The organism is Candidatus Foliamicus sp., assembly GCF_965221325.1.
In the GTDB taxonomy this organism is placed as follows: domain Bacteria; phylum Pseudomonadota; class Gammaproteobacteria; order Steroidobacterales; family Foliamicaceae; genus Foliamicus.
On sequence record NZ_OZ244880.1, the window covers coordinates 1,175,639 to 1,196,383 of the forward strand.

A 20,745-nucleotide genomic window follows, 5' to 3' on the forward strand; every position below is an offset into this window, starting at 1 on the left:
GCTCTATGTCCTTGGCTAGTGGGGTCGGCTCATCGGTAGGTTGGCTGATTCTATGATTCAGATATTCACGTGTTTAGTGAACAGAGGAAGAGATAGCTTCTCAAGTTCAATCCCCTTCATCAAGAGTATTTTTTTATAGAAATCAAGCAATGTATCGTGTATCTCCTCAAGATCGTCTAGCATGACTTGGCACCCGTCTGATGAGTTCCTTCGGAAGTTATGGTCCCGATAAAAGGTGTGAAACAACCTATTGCGATTCTTCACCACTTTCTCAAATTCGCCCTCCACGCCTTTCAAGATCTTGTTGGATTTTGCGGCTTGCTTGAAAAGTTGTCCCAGCGTTCTTCTGTTTATGGCCCGATAAATCTCTGTCGCACGAAACGGGTCCGGCTTAGAGAGCAAAGCCGCTGCACAAGCCTCTGAAGTAAAGAGAATGGTGCCCAATTCGCACTCAAGCAATTGTGCGGCTTCCGCCACCATTCCGAATTTCTGGTATACATCCTCTATATTGGTAGGCACGTTCGAGATTCCCTCGAGTGGTTACGAATTGGTCACGCACGCGTGACTGCTCCGGTGCCATGGAGCGGTTGTTGGTCTATCAGTTCGGTCCACATCCAAAGTAGCTCCATCGGGACAGCGATCAATCAAGGCGCTTGATACTACTTGAGCAGTTTTCTGTTCAATTTCCTGGCGCATTCATCGTCTGCCGCGTAATCGGCGCTTTGAATGCCTCTAGTGATTCACTATGAAGCCAGCGCAGCGACGAGCCCGTAGTTGGCCGCAAATATTCGTTCGCTGCATCGGTCATACGCGGAAATGTGTTCTTCAAAGAAGTTAACCATCCGCGAAGGCGAGGTTCAGCGGAATATCCTTCGGGCAACACGGAAAGCATTGACCGAACCATCAGTTCAGCGTTCTCGCAGGCGGCCTCGTGGTTGACGATCCAGTCGATAATCTCATCGTTTCGGCACATTGCTGGCCTACGCTCTGGCGCAAGTGACTTCATGATCCTGTCCCAGTCGGAAGGTTCCACCATGGTTAAATTAGCGGTAAACAATGCATCGAGATCATGAATGATGACACCTTGCGCGAGATGCAGGTCATCCGGATCCGTACGTGCTTGTTCCCACATCCTCGCAAGGGCGAAGACTCGATAATCGGTTGGTGGATCAGGTGTCTGCCTATGTAGCCAAAGGTCGTCTTCTTGATACGCTTGGCGCCACTGAAAATACTCGTCAAGCGCCTCCTCAGTTCTTTCGGAAAACGATTGGTTGGAAATTCGCATCCGTAGCGCGTTGCGAATGGCGCGCGGCATCTCTTCGTCAACTTCATCCGTTGAAACAAGCACGACCTCATGGAGTTCCGCGAGTAGCCCAATGAAACGTCTGGCAGCCCTGCGGGCCAAGAGGCTGCTGTCTACAAGTGCCTGCCGCACGAGTTCCACCTCGCGCTTATCCGTTGAACAGTTCGGGGTACTCAGCAGAAAGGGCTTGTTCGGTTTGCTCGCGTTCCTTGATCTCCCGATCCAGTTGCTCGGGCCATCCACAATGCGCCAAGGCCCGTCGGGTTACGACTGGTTCACGGTTGGATGGCGCAATCCACTCGTCTTGGTTGTGCCGCGCACCGGAATGCGGGACGCAGGATCGTGCTTGTGCTCTCGAATTCACGATTCCATATTATATGCGCTGCACCGTAATCACCTCGCGAGGCTTCGTTCAGGAACGTCGGGCGGAGAGATGCTGATCGTTCCAGGCAAGTGATGCAATAATGCGCAGGTAGCTACTGCCCGCCCGCGCATGATGAAGCTGTATTCGTTTTCGCCGACGCCCAACAACCGCAAGGTCGAGGCGTTCATCAAGCATTTCGGGCTCCCGGTGGAGATCCATTCGATGGGGTTCCGCGAGCGGGAGAACAAGACCGAAGCCTATCTGCGCATGAACCCGATGGGGAAGGCTCCGCTGCTGGTTGACGGCGATTTCCACCTTTGGGAATCGAACGCCATTTTGTGCTACCTGGCCACGCTGCACCCGGAAACGGGCATGCTGCCCCGGGACCCCAGGAGCCGGGCGGATTGCGACCGCTGGCTTTACTGGCAAGCGTTTCACCTGATCAATACGATTATCGCCATGCGCGCCAAGAGCGCTTCCGCCGACCAGGACATCGCCCTCAATATCGGCGTCCTCGACGGGCAGCTTGAAGGCCGGGAGTTCGTGCTCGGGGATTTGTCCATCGTCGATTTCGCTATCGCTCCGTACCTGCTGGGTCGCCATGGACAGGCTATCGACTATGACCCGTTTCCCAACGTTCGGAGCTGGCTGGAGCGCTGCAGGCAGCTTGACGGCATGGCGGCAACCGTATTCAAGCCCCGCGCCAAGCGAGCGCCGGACCGCCAGGCTGCGTCCGATGCTTCCTGAAAGAGCCAGGGCCTGCGGCTGGCGCGGCGCCATGGTTTTCCGGTAATCTGGCACTCGTAGACGGCGGTCGCGGCGAGAAGCGGGCGCCTTTGCAGGAGAGAGATTTGATGTTGCAACCCCGTCCCATCGCTGTGGCACTGCTGATTCTCGTTGCTGTGAGCTTTCGGCTGATTCCTTATGCCCTGAACGCCTTGGGCGTGCCGATTGATCTTGAAAACACGCTCTACCCCTGGAACTTCTCGCCCATACTGCCGTTGTGTTTATTCGGCGCCGCCTGCTTCGCGAACCGGGCGGTGGCCTACCTGGCGCCACTGGCGATTTACCTGGTCGGCGATCTCGGCATCTGGCTGCTCTCCGGGCGCCTCGACTGGGCCTTTTATGCCGATCAGCCCGCCACCTACCTTTCGGTGGCCCTCGTGGTTACTTGCGGCTTCATCGTCCGTCAGCGGCAATCCTGGCAGCGGATTGCCGGCGCGGGGCTGGGTGCAGCGATACTGTTCTTCGCCGTTTCGAATTTCGGAATCTGGGCTCTTGGGGGCGGCGCGCGCTACGCCATGACTTGGGCGGGGCTGATGGAGTGCTACACCCTGGCCATTCCTTTCTTCCGCAATACGTTGATCAGCATGGGCCTGTTCCTGCCCTTGTTATTCAGCCCACTGGCTTTGCGCAGACCGGTTCCAGCAGCGGCATAAGGCCACGGTTGCGCAGAGCAATTTTCCGCGCCAAGTCTTGCCTGGCGCCAGGTGGAATTCAGCGCCGCCGGCGCGGAATATCCTGCGCTGATACGCGCGCTTCGCGCGCCTGCTTTTTCGCGCGCCGGACACGTATTCGGCGGATCAGTACCGCGCCCACCGCCACCGCCACAATCAGCAGTGCCAGCGCTTCCTGCAGTCCCGGCATCACCGTGCGAGCTGATAGGTGAGCATGGCGGCCAGCCAGGCGAAGCCGGTCATGTAGAGCCAGCTTCCGGCGGCCCACCGCCAGCTATTGGTTTCGCGGCCGATCACGGCCACAGTGGACACGCATTGCAGCGCGAAAGCATAGAACACCAGCATTCCCAGGGCCATGGCCAAGGTGAACACCGGGCGGCCGTCCGGCCAGCGCGCGCTACGCAGCCGGTCCCGCAAACCGGTTCCTTCCGCAACCTCCGAACCTAGCGCATAGACGGTCCCCATAACGCCGATCACGACTTCGCGCGCAGGGAATCCCGCGACCACCGCCGCAGATACCCGCCAGTCCCAGCCCAGTGGCCGAAATGCCGGTTCGATGAATTTGCCTATGCGTCCCAAGAAGCTGTATTCGAGCTGAGCGGCCCGCTCTTCGGCGTTGATCCGCGCCAGCGCCTCCTGCAATTCTCCTGCATCCTCGACTTGCGCCGCCAGCGCTGCGCGCTCCGCGGCAAATTCCTGCGGAATGACTCCGGAGCGGGGGAAGTAGCCGAGAGCCCATATCACCATGCAGGCTGCCGCGATAACTGTGCCCGCGCGAACCAGAAATATTCTTGCCCGTCCCAACAGCTTCAAGACCAAAACCCGTGGATTGGGCCAGCGCAGGGGCGGCATTTCCATCAGGAAAAGGCCACTGCCGCCGCGCAGCGCGGTCGCGCGGGTGAGCGCGGCGCTGAGCGCCCCGCCCGCGATACCTAGAAGATACAGGCCCAATAGCAGCAGACCGTGCAGGTTGATCCAGCCGTTCAGGTAGGTGGCCGGGGGCACGAAGCCGGAGATCAGGAGCGCATATACGGGCAGCCGCGCGGCACAGGTCATAAGGGGAATCGCCATGATGGTAGCGAGGCGTGGTTGCCGGTCGCCGATCACGCGCGTGGACATGATGGCGGGTATGGCGCACGCGAAGCCGGAAAGCAAGGGAATGAAGGACTGTCCGGAGAGGCCGCACAGGCGCAGAAGGCGATCCATGAGGAACGACGCGCGCGCCATGTAGCCGCAGTCTTCCAGGAATAGAACCAGCGCGAACAGGAAAACTATTTGCGGAAGGAATATGACTACCGCGCCAACGCCGGACCAAAGGCCGTCCACCAGCAAGCTGCTCAGCGCGCCCGGCGGCAAGACCTGCAAGGCATGGACGCCGACAAACTCGAACAGCGCACTGATGACGTCCATCAGCGGCGCCGCCCAGGCAAACACGGCCTGAAAAACAGCGCTCATCACCACCACAAATGTCAGCACTCCCAGCACTGGATGGCTGACCGCGCGCTCCAGCCAGCTTGCGCGCGTGCGGGTTTCCGCCGGGTGTGCGAGGGTGGCGCGTTCCAGCCATTGATCAATCTGCAGGTATCGGCGCTGCGCTTCGCGGGCCTGCAGGCTTGGTTCTTCGCTGCCGCTGAGGGCTTGTCGGCGCGCCTTGTCAAGCGCGGTGCGCGCGGCCTCGCCGTCTTGCGCTACGAGCCGGCGTTCAAACTCCCCACCTTGGTCGATTATTGCCCGTTCCAGTGCGGGAGCAGGCATCCGGCTGCAATCGATTTGCCTGCGCAGGGTTGCTGCTGCCTTGCGGACTTCGGGCATGACCGGTTTCGTTTGCGGTTTCGGAGCGGGTTGATGCAAGACCCGCTGCAGATCCGCGCGCAACTGGTCCAGTCCCTCTCCGCGAATTGCGGTTAGTGGCGCAACCGGCGCGCCGAGATCGCGGGCGAGCTGTTGCGTGTCGATTGACGTTCCTGCCCGGTGCGCGATGTCCTGCATGTTCCAGGCCACGACGACAGGCAGTCCGAGTTCGCTGGATTGGGAGAACAAGTGCAGACTGCGACGCGGATTGGAGGCATCCGCGACCAGGAGGATCGCGTCGGGCCGCCGCAATCCTGGAACCACGCCCATCAGGACATCAAGCGTGATGCCGGTTTCAGGATCGTCGGCAGCCAACGAATAGGCGCCGGGCAAATCCACTAACTCGGCTTCCCCATTTTCCAGCTTGACCGTCCCGGTAGTCCGCTCCACCGTTACGCCGGGATAATTGCCGGTTTTCTGGCGCAGCCCGGTGAGATGATTGAAGACCGTGGATTTGCCCGTGTTGGGGCAGCCGAGGACGGCAACCAGGGGGCGTTCGATCATGTCTTGACTCAGGACGGTTCGGAGGGAGGAGCTACGCGCACTTGTCTTGCTTGTTCACGCCGCAGACACAAAGGGTGACCGCCCGCAGCAATTTCCAGCGGGTCGCCGCCCAAGGCGCGGCGCAGAACCCGCACGGCAACGCCTGGAACGAGTCCAAGCGTCAACAGAGCACGCGCTTGCTGACCATTGCCGAGGATGGAGATGATTCTGGCGCTGCTGCCATCAGGCAGTTCATTGAGCCCTATATCGCTTGTCAATCGGTCTTCCCAGACTATACCTAGCCATTTGCGAGTCTAACATGAATGTGAATGACTAACATTCATGCCGCTTTCGTGGCAATTCCGACTGTTCGGGGAAAGTCGTTTCGGTATAATTTGAGCCGATCATGGCGCCCAAACCCCTCTACCGTATAAGCTTTCTGAACCAGGGAAAGGTTTATGAAATGTATGCGCGCAGCGTGTCGCAGGGAGGCATGTTCGGGTTTGTCGAAGTGGAAGGTCTTGAATTCGGCAAACGCACGTCGCTAGTTGTCGATCCCGGCGAGGAGCGCATCAAGACGGAGTTTTCCGGTGTGCGCCGCACCTACATTCCCATGCACTGCGTACTCCGCATCGACGAAGTGGAAAAACGCGGCGTGAGCAAGATATCCGCCGCTGACGAAAGTAACGTGACGCAACTTCCCACGCCCGTTTATGCGCCCGGAGGCGCCGGTTCCGATTAAGGCCTGCTGCGCCGCCGGCGCGGGCTAAGGGCAAGGGAATGCTGGCGCTTTCCGGTTCCGGCGCCCTTTCCTCGTTTCGACGCAAGCAGCTCCTTAGCCGTCTTCGGGCTCACGACCCGAACGTGAGGAACGTGGCCGCACACTTCCTGCACCTTGTTCAAGTGGCTCCCAGGAACAACGAGGCCGGCTTGCGCCGGCTGAGGGAACTGCTTGCGTACGGGCCGGATTGGCCGCAGCCCGCCTCCGATCCCGGGCAACCGGAGGAAATATTGCTCGCGCTGCCGCGCCGCGGCAGCATTTCGCCTTGGTCCAGCAAGGCTACGGAAATCGCCCGCTTGTGCGGTTTCGAGCACGTGGAGCGCATAGAACGTGCGGTGCGCTACCGGATCAGCGCGCCCGCACCGCTGCCAACTCCGGCGAAGTCGGAGCTGTTCGATCGCATGACGCAGGAGTTGTTGCCCGAAGGGGAATTGCCGGAGGCGCTGTTCGCCGGCGGCGCGGCCCAGCCCTTGCAGTACGTGCCGCTGCTCAAGCGCGGCCGAGCAGCCCTGGAAGAAGCCAACAAGCGCATGGCGCTGGCCTTGTCCGCGGAGGAAATCGGCTACCTGGAACGCGGTTTCGGCAAGCTGGGGCGCGATCCCACGGACGCGGAACTAATGATGTTCGCGCAGGTCAATTCCGAGCACTGCCGGCACAAGATTTTCAATGCCCGCTGGTTTGACGGCACCCGGCAGCTTCCGCACTCGCTGTTCGACCTGATCCGCCAGACCTCCGCGCATAGTCCCGAGGGTCTGCTTTCGGCCTATTCCGACAACGCTGCCGTAATCGCCGGTGGCGCGGGGCAGCGACTGCTTACGCCGGGGGGGCGCCGCGAATACGTATCTGTCAATGAGCCGGTACATACCTGCATCAAGGTGGAAACGCACAATCATCCCACGGCCATTTCTCCGTTCCCGGGGGCCGCAACCGGCGCCGGCGGCGAAATTCGCGATGGCGCCGCCACCGGGAGAGGCGCCAGGCCGAAGATCGGAATGACCGGGTTCACGGTGTCCGATCTTCGCCTGCCTGGATTCTTCCAGCCCTGGGAGAATCGGCTTCCCCGGCCGCGCCGACTGGCTTCCCCGCTGCGGATCATGCTTGAGGCGCCAATTGGGGCGGCGTCCTTCAACAACGAGTTCGGGCGCCCCGCCGTGCTCGGCTATTTCCGCAGTTTCGAGCAGGTCGGGAAAGACCATTGGGGATATCACAAACCGATCATGATCGCCGGCGGCGTCAGTGCGGTACGGGAGGCCGATGTGCTCAAGCAGCAAGCGCCAGCGGGGGCGCTCGTGGTGGCGCTCGGTGGCCCGGCCATGCGCATCGGCGTTGGCGGAGGCTCGGCATCCTCGCGCGGCAGTGGCGCGGATCACGAGAAACTCGACTACGCCTCCGTGCAGCGCGGTAACGCGGAAATGCAGCGCCGCGCTCAGGAAGTGATCGACCGCTGCTGCGAACTCGGCCTGGCCGAAGGCGGCCGCAATCCGCTCTACGGAATCCATGACGTGGGCGCCGGCGGGTTGGCCAACGCAATCCCCGAACTTCTGCACGACAGCGGGCGCGGCGCGGACTTGTCGTACGCCGCCATTCCTTCTGCCGACCCGGGAATGTCGCCGCTCGAAACCTGGTGCAATGAATCCCAGGAACGCTACATGCTGGCGCTGGATGGCGAAAGGCTGCACGAATTCGAGGCCCTCTGTGCGCGTGAACGCTGCCCCTGGGCCGTGCTGGGGCGCATGGACGACGAGGGCCGAATTCGCTTGTCGGCCCTGGACGGACCGCCCCCGGTGGACATGCCGCTGGAGTTTCTGTTCGGCGGTGCGGACAGCCTATCCCTGCAACTGGATTCCGCAGACGCGCGTCGCGCGGAGTTGGATATGCGCGGCATCGATGTGAATGAAGCGATACACCGCGTCCTGGCCATGCCGGCGGTGGCCGACAAGTCGTTTCTGATTCATATCGGCGACCGTACCGTAGGAGGTCTGGTGGCCCGCGATCAACTGGTGGGCCCCTGGCAGGTGCCGGTGAGCGATGTGGCGGTATCGGCGCGCGACTTCTTCGGCCATGCGGGCGAAGCCATGGCGGTAGGAGAACGCACACCCGTGGCAGCGCTGGATCCCGCGGCGGCCAGCCGACTTGCGCTGGCCGAAGCACTCACCAATATCGCCGCCGCCGACATCGGCGGCGCCGGTGATGCGCGAGTCTCCGCCAACTGGATGGCGGCCCCCGCTGCCTCGAGTGAGGCTGCCGGACTGCGCCGTGCCGTCGAAGCATTGTCGTCCTGCTGCCGGGAGCTGCGCGTCGCCGCACCGGTCGGCAAGGATTCCTTGTCCATGCAGACTTCCTGGCAAGACGACGACGGCCGGGAAAACACGGTTACCGCTCCGGTTTCGCTGGTCGTGACCGCGTTTGCGCCGGTCAAGGACATTCGGCGCACGCTGACGCCGCAGCTTGCGGATCGATCCGGCACGCGCCTGCTGTTGTTTGACCTGTCGCTGGGGCGCGACCGGCTCGGCGGAAGTTGTCTTGCGCAGGCCTTCGGGCGGGCCGGAGGCGCGCCCGCGGATCTCGACCACGCGCCCTTGCTGGCGGCCTTGGTCGAGACTGTGAGGCTCCTCGCCCGCGAAGGCGTTGCACTGGCCTGGCACGATCGTTCGGACGGCGGCTTGCTGGTGGCCTTGTGCGAAATGGCGTTCGCCAGCCGGCTCGGTTGGCGCATCGCGTTGCCGGGGGTGGCCGGCGAACAACTGCTGGCGCGTTTGTTTGCGGAGGAACCGGGCGGAATCATGCAGGTGGCGGACGACCAAATTGAGCGGGTGAAGGCGGTTTGCCGGGAGAAAGGTCTGACCGACTGCCTGACCGACTTGGGTGAGGTCATCGCTTCCTCGCCAGGCTCGGTCCGCCCGCGACAACTATTCGTGCGCTCGCCAGACGGCGAACTGGTTTTCGAACGCGTGGATTTGCATCGCCGGTGGTCGGAGCTCAGTTTCCGGATGCAGGCGCTGCGCGACAACCCAGACACGGCCGAAGAGCAATACCGCGGCTTGCTGGACGAAACCGACGCCGGACTGACGGTCGTCTCGCGGCATTCGCCCGCAAAGGCGCGCAAGGCACCCCCTACGGGCGCCAAGCCGCGAGTGGCGATCTTGCGCGAACAGGGAATCAACGGCCAGGCGGAGATGGCCGCGGCGTTTACTCTGGCAGGGTTCACGGCCGTGGATGTTCACATGTCGGACATCCTCAGCGGCAACGAGGACTTGCGCGATTTTCAGGGATTGGCGGCCTGCGGAGGCTTTTCCTACGGAGACGTGCTCGGCGCCGGCGGCGGATGGGCGCGCTGCATACTCATGAACGAGCGCGCCAGGGAAGTATTCGCGCGCTATTTCGAAGACGCGGATCGCTTTACGTTGGGCGTTTGTAACGGCTGCCAGATGCTGAGCCTGATTGCGGAACTGATTCCCGGCTGCGAGCATTGGCCGCGATTCACGCGCAATCGCTCGGAGCAGTTCGAGGCGCGCCTGAGCATGGTGCGCATCGAAACCAGTCCCTCGCTGCTCCTGAGCGGCATGGCCGATTCCCTGTTGCTGATCGCTACCTCGCATGGCGAAGGCCGCGCGGAGTTTCGCTCCGCCGAGCAGGCTACGCGATGCGAACAAGCGCGGCTGGCGGCCTGCCGCTTTGTGGACGGCAATGGTGAACCGACGGAGGTCTATCCTTCCAACCCCAACGGCTCGCCTGGCGGTCTTGCGGGCCTTACCTCGCGCGATGGCCGCGTCACCGCACTGATGCCGCATCCCGAGCGCTTGTTCCGCACCGTGCAGCACTCCTGGAGCCCGCCGGGATGGGGTGAGCATGGCCCCTGGATGCAGATGTTTGACAACGCCCGTTCCATACTTGACTGAGGACTGGATCGGCTATGCCGCACACCCGCCGAGACGCCCCGCCAAGCGCCAATATCGGTACACTGCATGGGTTGACTTGATTGGTGGAGAATATGGCTACCGATTACCCCGCCATCGCCGAATTCGATCCGCAACTGGCGGCGGCTTTGCGCGCTGAGCTACGCCGCCAGGAGGATGTTGTCGAGCTTATTGCCTCGGAAAACTATGCCAGCCGCCGGGTCTTGGAAGCCCAGGGATCGGTGCTTACCAACAAGTACGCGGAAGGCTATCCGGGGCGGCGCTACTACGGCGGCTGCGAGCATGTGGACGTGGCCGAATCGCTGGCCATTGAACGCGCCGCGCGGCTATTCGGCGCCGACTACGTGAATGTGCAGCCGCACTCCGGCACGCAGGCCAACACCGCCGCCTACCTGGCTCTGCTAAAGCCGGGCGACGCTATCCTCGGTATGGACCTCAGCCATGGTGGCCACCTCACGCATGGCTCTCCGGTCAACATTTCCGGGAAACTGTTCAAGGCGTCGAGTTACGGGCTGGATCCGAGCACCGAGTTGATCGATTACAACCAGTTGCGTGAGCAAGCGCTGAAGCACCGGCCGCGGATGATCGTGGGCGGTTTCTCGGCCTACTCGCGGGTAGCGGACTGGGGTATTTTCCGGGAAGTGGCCGACGAGGTGGATGCTTACCTGATGGTGGACATGGCGCATGTGGCTGGACTCGTCGCCGCCGGCGAATACCCCAACCCCACGCCGCTGGCGGATGTGGTAACCACCACCACGCACAAGACTCTCCGGGGGCCGCGCGGCGGCCTGATTCTGGCGCGAGACAACCCGGAGGTGGCCAAGCGCCTGCGCTCTCTGGTGTTTCCGGGCACCCAGGGCGGACCGCTGATGCACGTGATCGCCGCCAAGGCGGTGGCGCTGGAGGAAGCCTTGCAGCCCGAGTTTCGCGAATACCAGCGGCAGGTGAAGCGCAACGCGGCAGCGCTTGCCGAGGGTCTGCGGAAACGAAGTTTGCGGATCGTTTCCGGCAAAACCGAGAACCACCTGTTTCTGGTGGACCTCGGCCAATCGGGCATTACCGGCGCAGAAGCGGAAGCGGCGCTCGAGCAGGCCAACATCACCGTCAACAAGAACGCAGTGCCCAATGACCCTCGGCCACCGATGGTGACCAGCGGCTTGCGCCTGGGAACGCCGGCCTGCACAACCCGCGGGTTTCGCGAGCCGGAAATGGCGATGCTGGTCGATGCTATTGCGGATGTGGTTTCCCAACCTGGCGAGCAGAAATTGCTGGAAAGTGTTCGCCGCCGGGTTCTGGACACCTGCCGCCGCTTCCCGGTCTACGCCTGAAGCGCGTTGCCGGGTTTTTCTGGTGGCCGCAGCGGACGGCAAGGGCGCTGACCGGCGCTGGATGAAACAGGCGCTTGAGCTGGCCCGCCGGGGGCTCTACAGCACCGATCCGAATCCGCGCGTGGGCTGCGTATTGGTGAAGAACGGCGAATGCGTGGGCAGCGGCTGGCATCAGCGCGCCGGCCAAGCGCATGCCGAGATCAATGCCTTGCAAGACGCGGGCGGCGCAGCGCGCGGCGCCGACTGCTATGTGACCTTGGAACCCTGTTCGCATCAGGGCCGCACGGGGCCCTGCGCTGATGCGCTGGTGACCGCAGGCGTCGTGAGAGTGGTGTTCGCAGGTCGCGACCCGAATCCGGCGGTGAGCGGCGGCGGCGCCCGGCGTTTGCGCGAGGCGGGGATTGAGGTCGAGGCTGGCATTCTTGAGAGCGAGGCGCGCGAATTGAATCCCGGCTACTTCTCGCGTTGGGAGCGGGGCCGCCCCTGGGTGCGCGTGAAGCTGGCCGCCAGCCTGGATGGTCGCACCGCGCTGGCGAATCGCGAGAGCCAATGGATTACCTCTCCCGAGGCGCGGAGCGATGGGCACGGCTGGCGGGCGCGTAGTTCCGTGATACTGACCGGCAGCGGAACGCTGCTCGCCGATGACCCGCGCCTGGATGCCCGCCGCGACGACTTGGGCGAGATCAAGGCCCCGGCCCGCGTGGTGCTGGATTCCAGTCTGCGCACGCCGGCGACAGCACGTTTGTTTGCAGAGCCCGGGGCCGTTTACCTGCTTCACTGCGAGGGCAGCGAGACGTCTGGCCAGGACCGCATCGGGGCCCTGCGCGCGGCCGGCGCCGACGTTATGCAACTGCCGGCCGGTGCAGACGGACGCGTGTCGCTGCCCGCCGCTCTGGGATTGCTGGCCGAGTTGGAATATAACGAGGTGCAGGTAGAGGCGGGTGCGGTGCTGAGCGGCGCGCTTTTGCGCGAGGATCTGATCGACGAAGTGATTCTGTACACGGCGCCGGTGCTGCTGGGCAGCGGGGCGCGTGGTTTGTTCGAACTTCCGGTCCTCAAGAACATGCCTGAAAGGCCTGCGTTTCGCATTAGTGAAGTGGCGCGGATAGGGCCGGATCTGCGTCTGGTTCTGACTCCGCCCGGGCGCTGACGTGTTCACGGGCATCATCCGCGGCGTCGGCGCGTTAAGCCGGGTGCAGGATTTCGAAGGAGGCGACCGGCGCATGCATATCGAGACTTCCGGCATTGCTACGTCGCTGCTGGATATAGGGGCCAGTCTATGCGTGAGCGGCGTTTGCCTGACCATCGTTGCGCGCGAAGGCGGAAACGTGGCGGTGGATGTGTCAGCGCGCACGCTGGCCGACACCACGCTGCGGGACTGGAGTTCAGGGCACGCCGTGAATCTGGAGCCTGCGCTGACTGCAGGCGCCGCACTAGGCGGGCATTTCGTGATGGGCCATGTGGATGGCGTGGCCGAGGTGACGCGCCGCCGAGAGCATGGCCGGTCGGTGATTCTGGAGTTGAACGCCCCGCAGCATCTCATGCGTTTCATCGCAGCCAAGGGCTCGGTGGCGCTCGACGGAGTCAGCCTCACTTCCAACGATGCAGAAGCGGACCGGTTCTCGGTGAACGTGGTGCCGCACACGCTCAAGGAAACGACATTGTCCGATTGTCGAGCGGGAAGCCGGCTTAACCTGGAAGTCGATATCATTGCCCGCTACGCCGCGCGCCTGCTGGACGGGTAGGGGATACATCATGTTTTCTAGCACCGAGGAAATCATTGCGGAAATCGCGGCCGGGCGCATGGTGATCATCGTCGATGACGAGCGCCGCGAGAACGAGGGCGACCTGGTCATGGCGGCCTGTCAGGTTACGCCCGAAGACATCAACTACATGACACTGCACGGCCGCGGTCTCATTTGCCTGACGCTGACTCCGGAACACTGTCGCCAGCTACGTTTGCCGCTGATGGTGGCGGATACCAACGTACAGAGGGGCACCAACTTCACGCTGTCCATAGAGGCCGCCGAAGGCGTCACTACCGGAATTTCCGCCCACGACCGCGCCCGCACCATCCGCGTAGCCGCGGAACCGGGCGCCCGCGCCGAAGATCTGCGTCAGCCGGGCCACGTGTTTCCGGTCATGGCGCAGCCCGGCGGAGTCCTGAACCGGGCGGGACACACCGAAGCAGGCTGCGATCTTGCGCGGCTGGCCGGTTTGCCGCCTTCGGCAGCGATCGTGGAGATACTCAACGAGGACGGGAGCATGGCGCGGCGGCCGCAATTGGAAAAATTCGCGGCCGAGAGAGACCTGAAGATCGGCAGCATTGCCGACCTGATTCGCTACCGTCTGGCCAAGGACAAGTTCGTGGAGCGGCTGAAAGAGCGCAGGGCGCACACCCGCTTCGGGCCCTGCCGGTTGGTTTCCTACGAAGATCAGGTGGCTCGCAGCGTGCACCTGGCGTTCGTGCATGGCGATCTGCAGCAGGCGGACGCTCCCTTGGTGCGGGTTCACGCGCGCAACACGCTGCGCGACTCGGCGGGCGTTCAGGCCGATCTGGGCTGGCCTTTCGACGCCGCGCTGAAAGAAGTATTTGCCGCCGATGCGGGCGTGGCGGTGCTGCTCTGCTATGACGAGTCGCCGCGTAGCATGATGGCGGCGATTGACGCGCTCAACGGCAAACCGAAGAAAGCCGAAGAGGCGACGGAAGCGGCCACCGACTTGCGCACCATCGGAGTGGGAGCGCAGATCCTGCGCGATCTGGGCGTTACACGGATGCGGGTTCTGGGCGCCCGCCGCAACATTCATGCGCTTTCGGGCTTTGGCCTGGAAGTGGTTGATTTCGTGGACTCCGGAGACTAAGCGCATGGTGCTCGAAACGGCAAGCCTGAAAGTGCTGCTGGTGGCGGCGGACTATTACGACGAGCTGACTGCGCGGCTTGAGCAAGGCGCCCGCGAGGCGTTTATGGCTGGCGGAATTTCGGAACGCCGCATCGTGATGCGGCGGGTACCGGGTTGCTGGGAGCTGCCGCTGGCAACGCAACGACTGATTCGGCGGCACTCGCCGGACGCCGCTGTTGCCTTGGGCGTGTTGATCCGCGGAGAGACTGACCACTACGCGCATATCGCCCGCGAGTGCTGCGCTGGCCTGATGCGTGTTGGGCTGGAGGAAGGCATCGCGATTGGTCTGGGGGTCCTGACTTGCGACAGCTTTTCGCAGGCCGAAGCGCGTTGCAGCCTGTCGTCCGGCAAGCAAAACAAGGGTGCGGAGGCCGCGCGGGCCGTCCTGCGCATGCTTTCAGCCGATTCCTGAGCGGTGCGCTGGAACCGCCGCCGCCGGGCCCGCCGGCTACTGGTGCAGGCTTTGTACCAGCGGCAGTTGACCGGGGACGCGGCGGCGGAGATCGAAGAACAATTCACGCGGCGCAAGGGATATGCGCAGGCGGACGGCGATTACTTTGTCAACGTTCTGCGCGACGTCTGCCGGCGCACTGAAGAATTGGACCGCGGAATAGCGGCGGCCAGCGACATTTCCCCGGAGCGAATCGACCCCGTAGAGCGGGCCATCCTCTGGAGCGCCATCGCCGAGATGGAAACGCAGGGAGTCGGAGATGCGGTCACGATCAACGAAGCGATCGACCTGGCCCGCGAGTTTGGCGCGGAGCACAGCTACCGTTTCGTGAATGCGGTCCTGGACCGCTGGGCCAAAGCGCAACGGGGGGGCCGTGATACGCGGGACTCGGGCAATGGTGGATGAGCAATCGACGGAAGACCGGTTGATAGCGTCATTGTTTGCGCGTCATGCGGCCGATGGCGCAACCGTTCTCACCGGTCCCGGTGACGATGCGGCCGTTGTGCGCTGCCCGCCGGGCGAGGCGCTTGCGATCACCACCGACACGCTCAACGAAGGCGTTCACTTTCCGGCGGGCGCTCCGGCGCGTTCGATCGGCCACCGGGCGCTGGCAGTAAGCCTGAGCGACCTTGCAGCCATGGGAGCTCGCCCGCTTTGGGCGGTGGTCACCCTGTCGGTGCCGAGAGTGGACGAAAGTTGGTTGGAAGCGTTTGCCGATGGCCTGTTCGCGTTAGCTGAGCAATCGCGCATTCGCGTGGTGGGCGGGGATTTTGCGCGTGGGCCGCTCAACGTGACGGTAACGGCGCACGGCGCCGCCAAGCTGAAGCACATCCATCGCCGCATGGGAGCGCATCCCGGCGATGGCATCTGGGTTTCAGGTTACCTCGGCGATGCGGCAGCCGGCCTGGAGCTGCTGCAGGAGCGCCTGAAGTCGGTTGCGCCCGTGCCAAGCGGGAACGCCGTTGCCGCAGAGGAAGCCTTGATTGAGCGTTTCTGCTACCCGCGTCCGCGCCTGAAGCTGGGCGCGGAACTTGCCGGTATCGCCAGCGCCTGCATGGACATCTCCGATGGTCTCGCGGTGGATCTGCCGCGTCTGCTGCGCGCCAACCGGCTGGCCGGACGCCTGTGTGTGGAAAAATTGCCGATTTCCCGTGAGTTGAAGGGGTTCGCCGACGCTGCCGAGGCCAGGCGCCTGAGCATGAGCGGGGGCGATGACTACGAGCTCTGCTTTACCGCGGCGCGCGCCGACGCTCAGCGGCTCAAGAAGCTATCCGCGCGGCATTGCTTGACCCGGGTGGGTGAGGTGCGGGCGGGGGAGGGGCTTGAAATCACCTTTCGCGGTCATCCCTGGAGTGCTTCGAAAGGGGGCTATGCGCATTTTCCATGAGCAGCCGGGCGCTTCGTTGGACTGCTTCCGGCCTGGGCTTGGGCTATCTGCCCGTGGCGCCCGGCACCTGGGGCAGTTTGGGAGGGATTGCACTGTGGTGGTTCACGCTTCCCTTGGGCATCTGGATTCAGGTAATGCTGTTGGCGCTCGTTGTGGGTCCGGCGGCTTGGGTATGCGGCGCCTGCGCGCAACAGTCCGGCCGGTCCGATCCTTCCTTCATTGTGCTCGACGAGATATTGGGCATGTACCTGGCCTTGCTGTTCCTTGCGCCATCCTGGATAGGGGCAGGCGCGGCCTTCGCCGTGTTTCGAGTGCTGGATATCCTCAAACCCTGGCCTGTCAGCCAAATGGAAACACGTTTTCGCGCAGGCCCCGCAATTTTGCTGGATGACTTGGTTGCGGGTGCGTTAGCAGGCAGTATAGTTCTATTTATTCAGTATATAACAAGAAATATATAAATATGATGTCAGGTATTAGACTAGGACCGGTTATCGCCATTGTCACGGCAATCCACGCATTGAGCCCACTGGCCCTGCAGATCTTCGTGCCCGCGCTGCCGGCCATACGGACAAGTTTCTCCGCGCACGTGGCCGACACGCAGTGGGTCATTTCCGGTTTCTCGGTGGCGCTCGCCGTGTCGATGCTGGTCTATGGACCCATCTCTGATCGCTATGGCCGGCGCCGGGTAGTGCTGGTGGGACTCGCGCTGTTCTGCTTGGGGTCCGCTGTTTGCTATTGGGCGGATTCGCTGTCCGTCCTGATCCTCGGACGAGTCGTTCAAGCCATTGGCGTAGCGGCTGGCTCGACTATGGCGCGCGCGGTGGCTGCAGACGTGACGCCACCAGAGAAGTTGGCGCGAACGGTAAGTTTCATGACGATGGCGCTGGTGGTGGGCCCCATGCTGGCCCCTGTTATCGCCGGCTATCTGGTGTCGGCGGCAAGCTGGCGGGGTATTCCGCTGCTGTTGGGGATCTGTTCCGCGCTGCTGTTGCTCATGGCGGTGAAGTGGATGCCGGAAACGCACGGCGCCGCCGCCCGCAGCAAGCCTGAGCCAACCCATGCCGCGGGAGTGTCAAGCCGGCGTTCCCCGTTTATGGGTGCCTGGTTCCTGGGACACATGGCGCTGCTGACCGCCATACAAGTGGGTGTTTACGGGTTTCTTTCGGCGTCGCCGTACCTGGTGATCGATCTGCTCGGCTATGCGCCCTATCAATTCGGCTACGTATTCATATATCTGACCTGCGGGTATCTGCTCGGCAATGCCTTTTCGGGTTGGGAGCGCCTGAAGGGGCCGGCTTTGCTTGCCTGCGCGGTTGGCTGCTACGCCGTCGGCGGGGCCGTGATGCTCGGCTTGGCATTGGGCGGCGTGGTCAATCTCTACTCGATAGTCGCCCCCGCCATGCTGCTGACCTTCGCCAACGGTATTTCGCAGCCGCAGTGCATGGCGGCGGCGATTTCCGCCGCGCCGGAGCGCCGCGGAGCGGCATCCAGCGTGGTGGGGTTCTCGCAGATCATGGCCGGCGGCGTGGGATTCCAGGTTATGGGATGGCTGCCTGGGGATTCGCCAATACCCATGACCGCATTGATCTGTGTCTGCGCGTTGATCAGCGCGGGCGGCGTTGTGGCGATTTACCTGAAACCCAGCCCCGCGGCTGCTGCCGCGATGTCGTCGGATTGATTTGCTTCATGCGAGTTCCTCCTCCAGGTGGGCGAAGAAATCGAGACTCTCGGGATTGGCCAGTGCGTCGCGGTTCGCGGCGGAACGCCCATGAATCAGCTCTCGCACAGCCAGTTCGCTGATTTTGCCGCTCAACGTGCGCGGCAAGTCGGGAGCGACGATGATTTTCGCCGGAACATGCCGGGGGCTGGCCTGCCGGCGTAGCGCGCTTCGCACTTTATCTTTCAGCGTATCAATCGATTCCGCGTCGTTCTTGAGACGCAGGAACAGGATGACGCGCGTATCGCCCTGGTGTTGCTGCGCTACGGCCAGCGCCTCCTCAACCTCTTCCAGCGCTTCCACCACCCGGTAGATTTCTGCTGTACCGATGCGAATCCCGCGTGGGTTCAGCACGGTGTCGGAGCGGCCGTGAATGATGAGGCCGCCCCGCGAAGTGATTTCAGCAAGATCCCCGTGTGTCCAGACGTCCGGGAAATGCGCGAAATAAGCGTCATGGTATTTCTCGCCACGCGGGTCGTTCAGGAAACCCAGCGGCATCGACGGGAAAGGCCGTGTGCAGACCAGTTCGCCGGCGCGTTCTCGCAGCGGGCGGCCATCGCTGTCGAAAACTTCCACCGCCATGCCCAGCGCGCGGCATTGCATTTCACCTCGGTACACCCCGAGCATGGGATTTCCGGTGGCGAAGCAGCCCAGCAGGTCCGTGCCTCCGGCAATGGAAGCCAGCATGATGTCCTGGGCAATTTCGCGGTATGCATAGTCGTAGCTTTGCGGCGCAAGCGGGGAGCCGGTCGAGAGCACGGTATGCAGCGCGGACAGATCACACTCCGCGCCGGGCCGCTGACCGGCAATTTCCAAAGCCTTGAGGTAGGCGGCGCTGGTGCCGAAAATCGTGATGCGCTCCTCTTCGGCCATCTTCCACAAGGCGGACGGCGAAGGAGACAGTGGCGAACCTTCGTAAAGCACCAGCGTGGCGCCGGCGGCAAGACCGCTCACCAGCCAATTCCACATCATCCAGCCGCAGGTCGTCAGGTAGTAGATCGTGTCTTCGGCGGTCAACCCGATATGCAGACGGTGTTCCTTGGCATGCTGCAGCAGTACGCCCCCGGCGCGGTGCATGATGCACTTGGGCGCGCCCGTGGTGCCGGACGAAAACACCGCGTAGAGGGGATGATCGAAGCTCAGCGGTTCGAAATGCAGCGGTCCGGGAGTGCCGAACTCGTGGAACGGCGCAATATTCGCATCCGAGGTCGTAGAGCGACCGGTGCCGAGGGTCGGCACCAGCACCGTGGCGAGCAACTCCGGCAACCCATTGCGGATTTCCTCCAGTTCACGCCGGCGGTCCTGCGGACGCCCCCGGAAATAGTAGCCATCGGCAGCCAGCAATACCTTGGGGCGCAGCGCACCGAAGCGTTCCAGAACCGCCTCCACACCGAAGTCCTGCGAGCAGGAAGCGAATACCGCGCCGATGCTGGCTGCAGCCAGCATTAACACTACGGTTTCCGGCATGTTCGGCATCCAGGCCACCACGCTATCGCCCTTTTGCACCCCAAGCTCGGACAGACCGCGGGCAATGCGCGCGACTTCCTCGCGAAGCTGTCCGTAGCGCAGCTCCTTGCGTTCCCCCCGTTCCCCGCGATATATGATCGCGACGTGCGAGTCGCTCTGCCAGAGCAGGTTTTCGGCGAAATTCAGGCGCGCGCCGGCGAACCACACGGCGTCCTGCAGTCGCTCTCCCTCGGCGAATGTGGCGGTTGGCGGCGCGCTTGCCCTGATTTCGCAAAAGTGCCAAAGCCGGCCCCAGAAATCCTCGGGCTCCTGAATCGACCAGCGATGCAGGGCAGGGTAGTCCGAAAATCCCGCTTCCCGCATGAAACGCCACATGGCACTGCCCCGCGCCCGTTCGGGCGCGGGTTGCCATAAGCACGCGTTCAAGAAAGTCGAAGAGGTGTTGTTGTTCTGTCGCATGGCTCGAATCTGCCAAAATCCGGAGCCTTCGGGAAACCCTGTCTGGCTTAGATCAACTTGGACGTATGCACCGCAACTCGACCACGTAGTCACTCGATGGAGAAGGTGGGTTTATGTGGTCGGAATACGGGTCGTCGTCTGGATTAGCCGCATATGCCTCTACGGCACTGATATCCAGGATGCTCGCAACAAGCTCATTGGTGCCGCCGATGTATGTTGATTGAAGGCTGATTTCGGTTGCGATGCACCAGCTCCTATCTTCCGGCCAAATGAGGTTGGCCGATTGATGCACGTCGGCATCGAAAAATGAACATTTCATCGCGCCTAATGGCCCTTGAAACAGGTGCCATGCTCTATGTCCGTGTATTCCGAAAGCTTGCGGTTCCTCAAGGCCTGGTTTGTAATCCCAGCCGAAACCTTCCCAGACACCAAACCAGCATGTGCTGGAATGTTGTGTGAAATGTTCAAGTTTCTCCAGGAGGCTATGTGCTACCACTGGAGTTAACGTGCCCTCTTGCGGCACGTCAATGACTTTGTAGCCACCTCTTGCCAGCAACTCGACCACATCCCAATCCATTATTGGGAGCATTGAGACATTGGGCCACTGCATCATCCGATGAGCAGTTCGTCCCCTCCGGGTTGCCACTTCCGCCCAGGCGAGCGGCTCTTTGGTGAGCTGGCCATCTTGAAATGTCCATAACCACGCCGGGTGCAATATCCTGGCGTAGGCTTGGAAGCCGCTGGGGACAATCGAACATACGCCCTTGCCAACTAGGCCATCAATGACCCACTGCGCCGACTCTATCTCCCTTGCAGCTTGGACACCGTCCATGTTGCCCTTGCCAAAGCGAGCGGCATCAGTCCGAATCAACAAACTTC

20 protein-coding genes are annotated in these 20,745 nt (G+C 62.5%); 13 read left to right on the forward strand and 7 right to left on the reverse strand.

Annotated elements, in window-relative coordinates:
- Window positions 1-57: 57 nt before the first annotated feature.
- The gene (locus ACWCOO_RS05350) at window positions 58-519 is read right to left on the reverse strand and encodes a hypothetical protein (RefSeq protein ID WP_446831917.1); all 462 of its coding nucleotides are present in this window, start codon (window positions 517-519) and stop codon (window positions 58-60) included.
- Between the two features lie 160 nt (window positions 520-679).
- A complete protein-coding gene (locus ACWCOO_RS05355; protein WP_446831918.1) occupies window positions 680-1,435 on the reverse strand; it encodes a hypothetical protein in 756 nt (251 codons plus the stop codon).
- A gap of 361 nt (window positions 1,436-1,796) precedes the next feature.
- Between ACWCOO_RS05355 and ACWCOO_RS05360 the strand changes: the two genes are divergently transcribed.
- Window positions 1,797-2,414 (forward strand): glutathione S-transferase family protein, encoded by a 618-nt coding sequence (locus ACWCOO_RS05360; RefSeq protein ID WP_446831919.1) that lies wholly within the window; start codon window positions 1,797-1,799, stop codon window positions 2,412-2,414.
- Window positions 2,415-2,521: 107 nt separating this feature from the next.
- Window positions 2,522-3,106, forward strand: a complete 585-nt coding sequence (locus ACWCOO_RS05365; RefSeq protein WP_446831920.1) for a DUF6580 family putative transport protein — start codon at window positions 2,522-2,524, stop codon at window positions 3,104-3,106.
- Between the two features lie 58 nt (window positions 3,107-3,164).
- On the opposite strand, the gene ACWCOO_RS05370 is transcribed toward ACWCOO_RS05365, so the two are convergent.
- Genes ACWCOO_RS05370 through ACWCOO_RS05380 form a run of 3 tightly spaced genes read right to left on the reverse strand, consistent with a single transcriptional unit; the run spans window position 3,165 to window position 5,736 of the window.
- Entirely contained in the window at window positions 3,165-3,317 is a 153-nt protein-coding gene (locus ACWCOO_RS05370) for a hypothetical protein (RefSeq protein WP_446831921.1), read from the reverse strand.
- Window positions 3,314-5,479, reverse strand: coding sequence for a ferrous iron transport protein B (gene feoB, locus ACWCOO_RS05375; RefSeq protein ID WP_446831922.1), 2,166 nt, complete (start codon window positions 5,477-5,479; stop codon window positions 3,314-3,316). The genes ACWCOO_RS05370 and feoB overlap by 4 nt, the downstream gene beginning before the upstream one ends.
- An 8-nt stretch (window positions 5,480-5,487) precedes the next feature.
- Window positions 5,488-5,736 carry a FeoA family protein gene (locus tag ACWCOO_RS05380; RefSeq protein WP_446831923.1) on the reverse strand — a complete coding sequence of 83 codons (249 nt, stop codon included), beginning with the start codon at window positions 5,734-5,736 and terminating at the stop codon, window positions 5,488-5,490.
- A 128-nt stretch (window positions 5,737-5,864) separates the two neighbouring features.
- Between ACWCOO_RS05380 and ACWCOO_RS05385 the strand changes: the two genes are divergently transcribed.
- The 11 genes from ACWCOO_RS05385 to ACWCOO_RS05435 all read left to right on the forward strand — a co-directional run bounded on the left by ACWCOO_RS05385 (window position 5,865) and on the right by ACWCOO_RS05435 (window position 17,901).
- The gene (locus tag ACWCOO_RS05385; RefSeq protein ID WP_446831924.1) at window positions 5,865-6,200 is read left to right on the forward strand and encodes a DUF1820 family protein; all 336 of its coding nucleotides are present in this window, start codon (window positions 5,865-5,867) and stop codon (window positions 6,198-6,200) included.
- A gap of 38 nt (window positions 6,201-6,238) precedes the next feature.
- Window positions 6,239-10,138, forward strand: a complete 3,900-nt coding sequence (purL, locus tag ACWCOO_RS05390; RefSeq protein ID WP_446831925.1) for a phosphoribosylformylglycinamidine synthase — start codon at window positions 6,239-6,241, stop codon at window positions 10,136-10,138.
- A 92-nt stretch (window positions 10,139-10,230) separates the two neighbouring features.
- Entirely contained in the window at window positions 10,231-11,484 is a 1,254-nt protein-coding gene (gene glyA, locus ACWCOO_RS05395; protein WP_446831926.1) for a serine hydroxymethyltransferase, read from the forward strand.
- A 22-nt stretch (window positions 11,485-11,506) separates the two neighbouring features.
- Window positions 11,507-12,634, forward strand: coding sequence for a bifunctional diaminohydroxyphosphoribosylaminopyrimidine deaminase/5-amino-6-(5-phosphoribosylamino)uracil reductase RibD (gene ribD / locus ACWCOO_RS05400; protein WP_446831927.1), 1,128 nt, complete (start codon window positions 11,507-11,509; stop codon window positions 12,632-12,634).
- A gap of 1 nt (window position 12,635) precedes the next feature.
- Window positions 12,636-13,229: a riboflavin synthase gene (locus ACWCOO_RS05405; protein ID WP_446831928.1), complete on the forward strand. Its 594-nt coding sequence runs from the start codon at window positions 12,636-12,638 to the stop codon at window positions 13,227-13,229.
- A 7-nt stretch (window positions 13,230-13,236) separates the two neighbouring features.
- On the forward strand, window positions 13,237-14,346 hold the full coding sequence (gene ribB, locus ACWCOO_RS05410; protein ID WP_446832006.1) for a 3,4-dihydroxy-2-butanone-4-phosphate synthase: 1,110 nt from the start codon (window positions 13,237-13,239) through the stop codon (window positions 14,344-14,346).
- Window positions 14,347-14,350: 4 nt separating this feature from the next.
- Window positions 14,351-14,797, forward strand: coding sequence for a 6,7-dimethyl-8-ribityllumazine synthase (gene ribH / locus ACWCOO_RS05415; RefSeq protein ID WP_446831929.1), 447 nt, complete (start codon window positions 14,351-14,353; stop codon window positions 14,795-14,797).
- Window positions 14,798-14,800: 3 nt separating this feature from the next.
- A complete protein-coding gene (nusB, locus tag ACWCOO_RS05420) occupies window positions 14,801-15,241 on the forward strand; it encodes a transcription antitermination factor NusB (RefSeq protein ID WP_446831930.1) in 441 nt (146 codons plus the stop codon).
- On the forward strand, window positions 15,231-16,223 hold the full coding sequence (thiL, locus tag ACWCOO_RS05425) for a thiamine-phosphate kinase (RefSeq protein ID WP_446831931.1): 993 nt from the start codon (window positions 15,231-15,233) through the stop codon (window positions 16,221-16,223). Before nusB ends, thiL begins: the two co-directional genes overlap by 11 nt.
- Window positions 16,220-16,681, forward strand: a complete 462-nt coding sequence (locus tag ACWCOO_RS05430) for a phosphatidylglycerophosphatase A family protein (protein ID WP_446831932.1) — start codon at window positions 16,220-16,222, stop codon at window positions 16,679-16,681. The genes thiL and ACWCOO_RS05430 overlap by 4 nt, the downstream gene beginning before the upstream one ends.
- Before the next feature lie 2 nt (window positions 16,682-16,683).
- On the forward strand, window positions 16,684-17,901 hold the full coding sequence (locus tag ACWCOO_RS05435; protein ID WP_446831933.1) for a multidrug effflux MFS transporter: 1,218 nt from the start codon (window positions 16,684-16,686) through the stop codon (window positions 17,899-17,901).
- Between the two features lie 6 nt (window positions 17,902-17,907).
- On the opposite strand, the gene ACWCOO_RS05440 is transcribed toward ACWCOO_RS05435, so the two are convergent.
- Together ACWCOO_RS05440 and ACWCOO_RS05445 are read right to left on the reverse strand one after the other, a co-directional pair.
- Entirely contained in the window at window positions 17,908-19,782 is a 1,875-nt protein-coding gene (locus ACWCOO_RS05440) for an acetoacetate--CoA ligase (protein ID WP_446831934.1), read from the reverse strand.
- Window positions 19,783-19,918: 136 nt separating this feature from the next.
- Window positions 19,919-20,737, reverse strand: a complete 819-nt coding sequence (locus ACWCOO_RS05445; RefSeq protein ID WP_446831935.1) for a hypothetical protein — start codon at window positions 20,735-20,737, stop codon at window positions 19,919-19,921.
- Window positions 20,738-20,745: the final 8 nt, after the last annotated feature.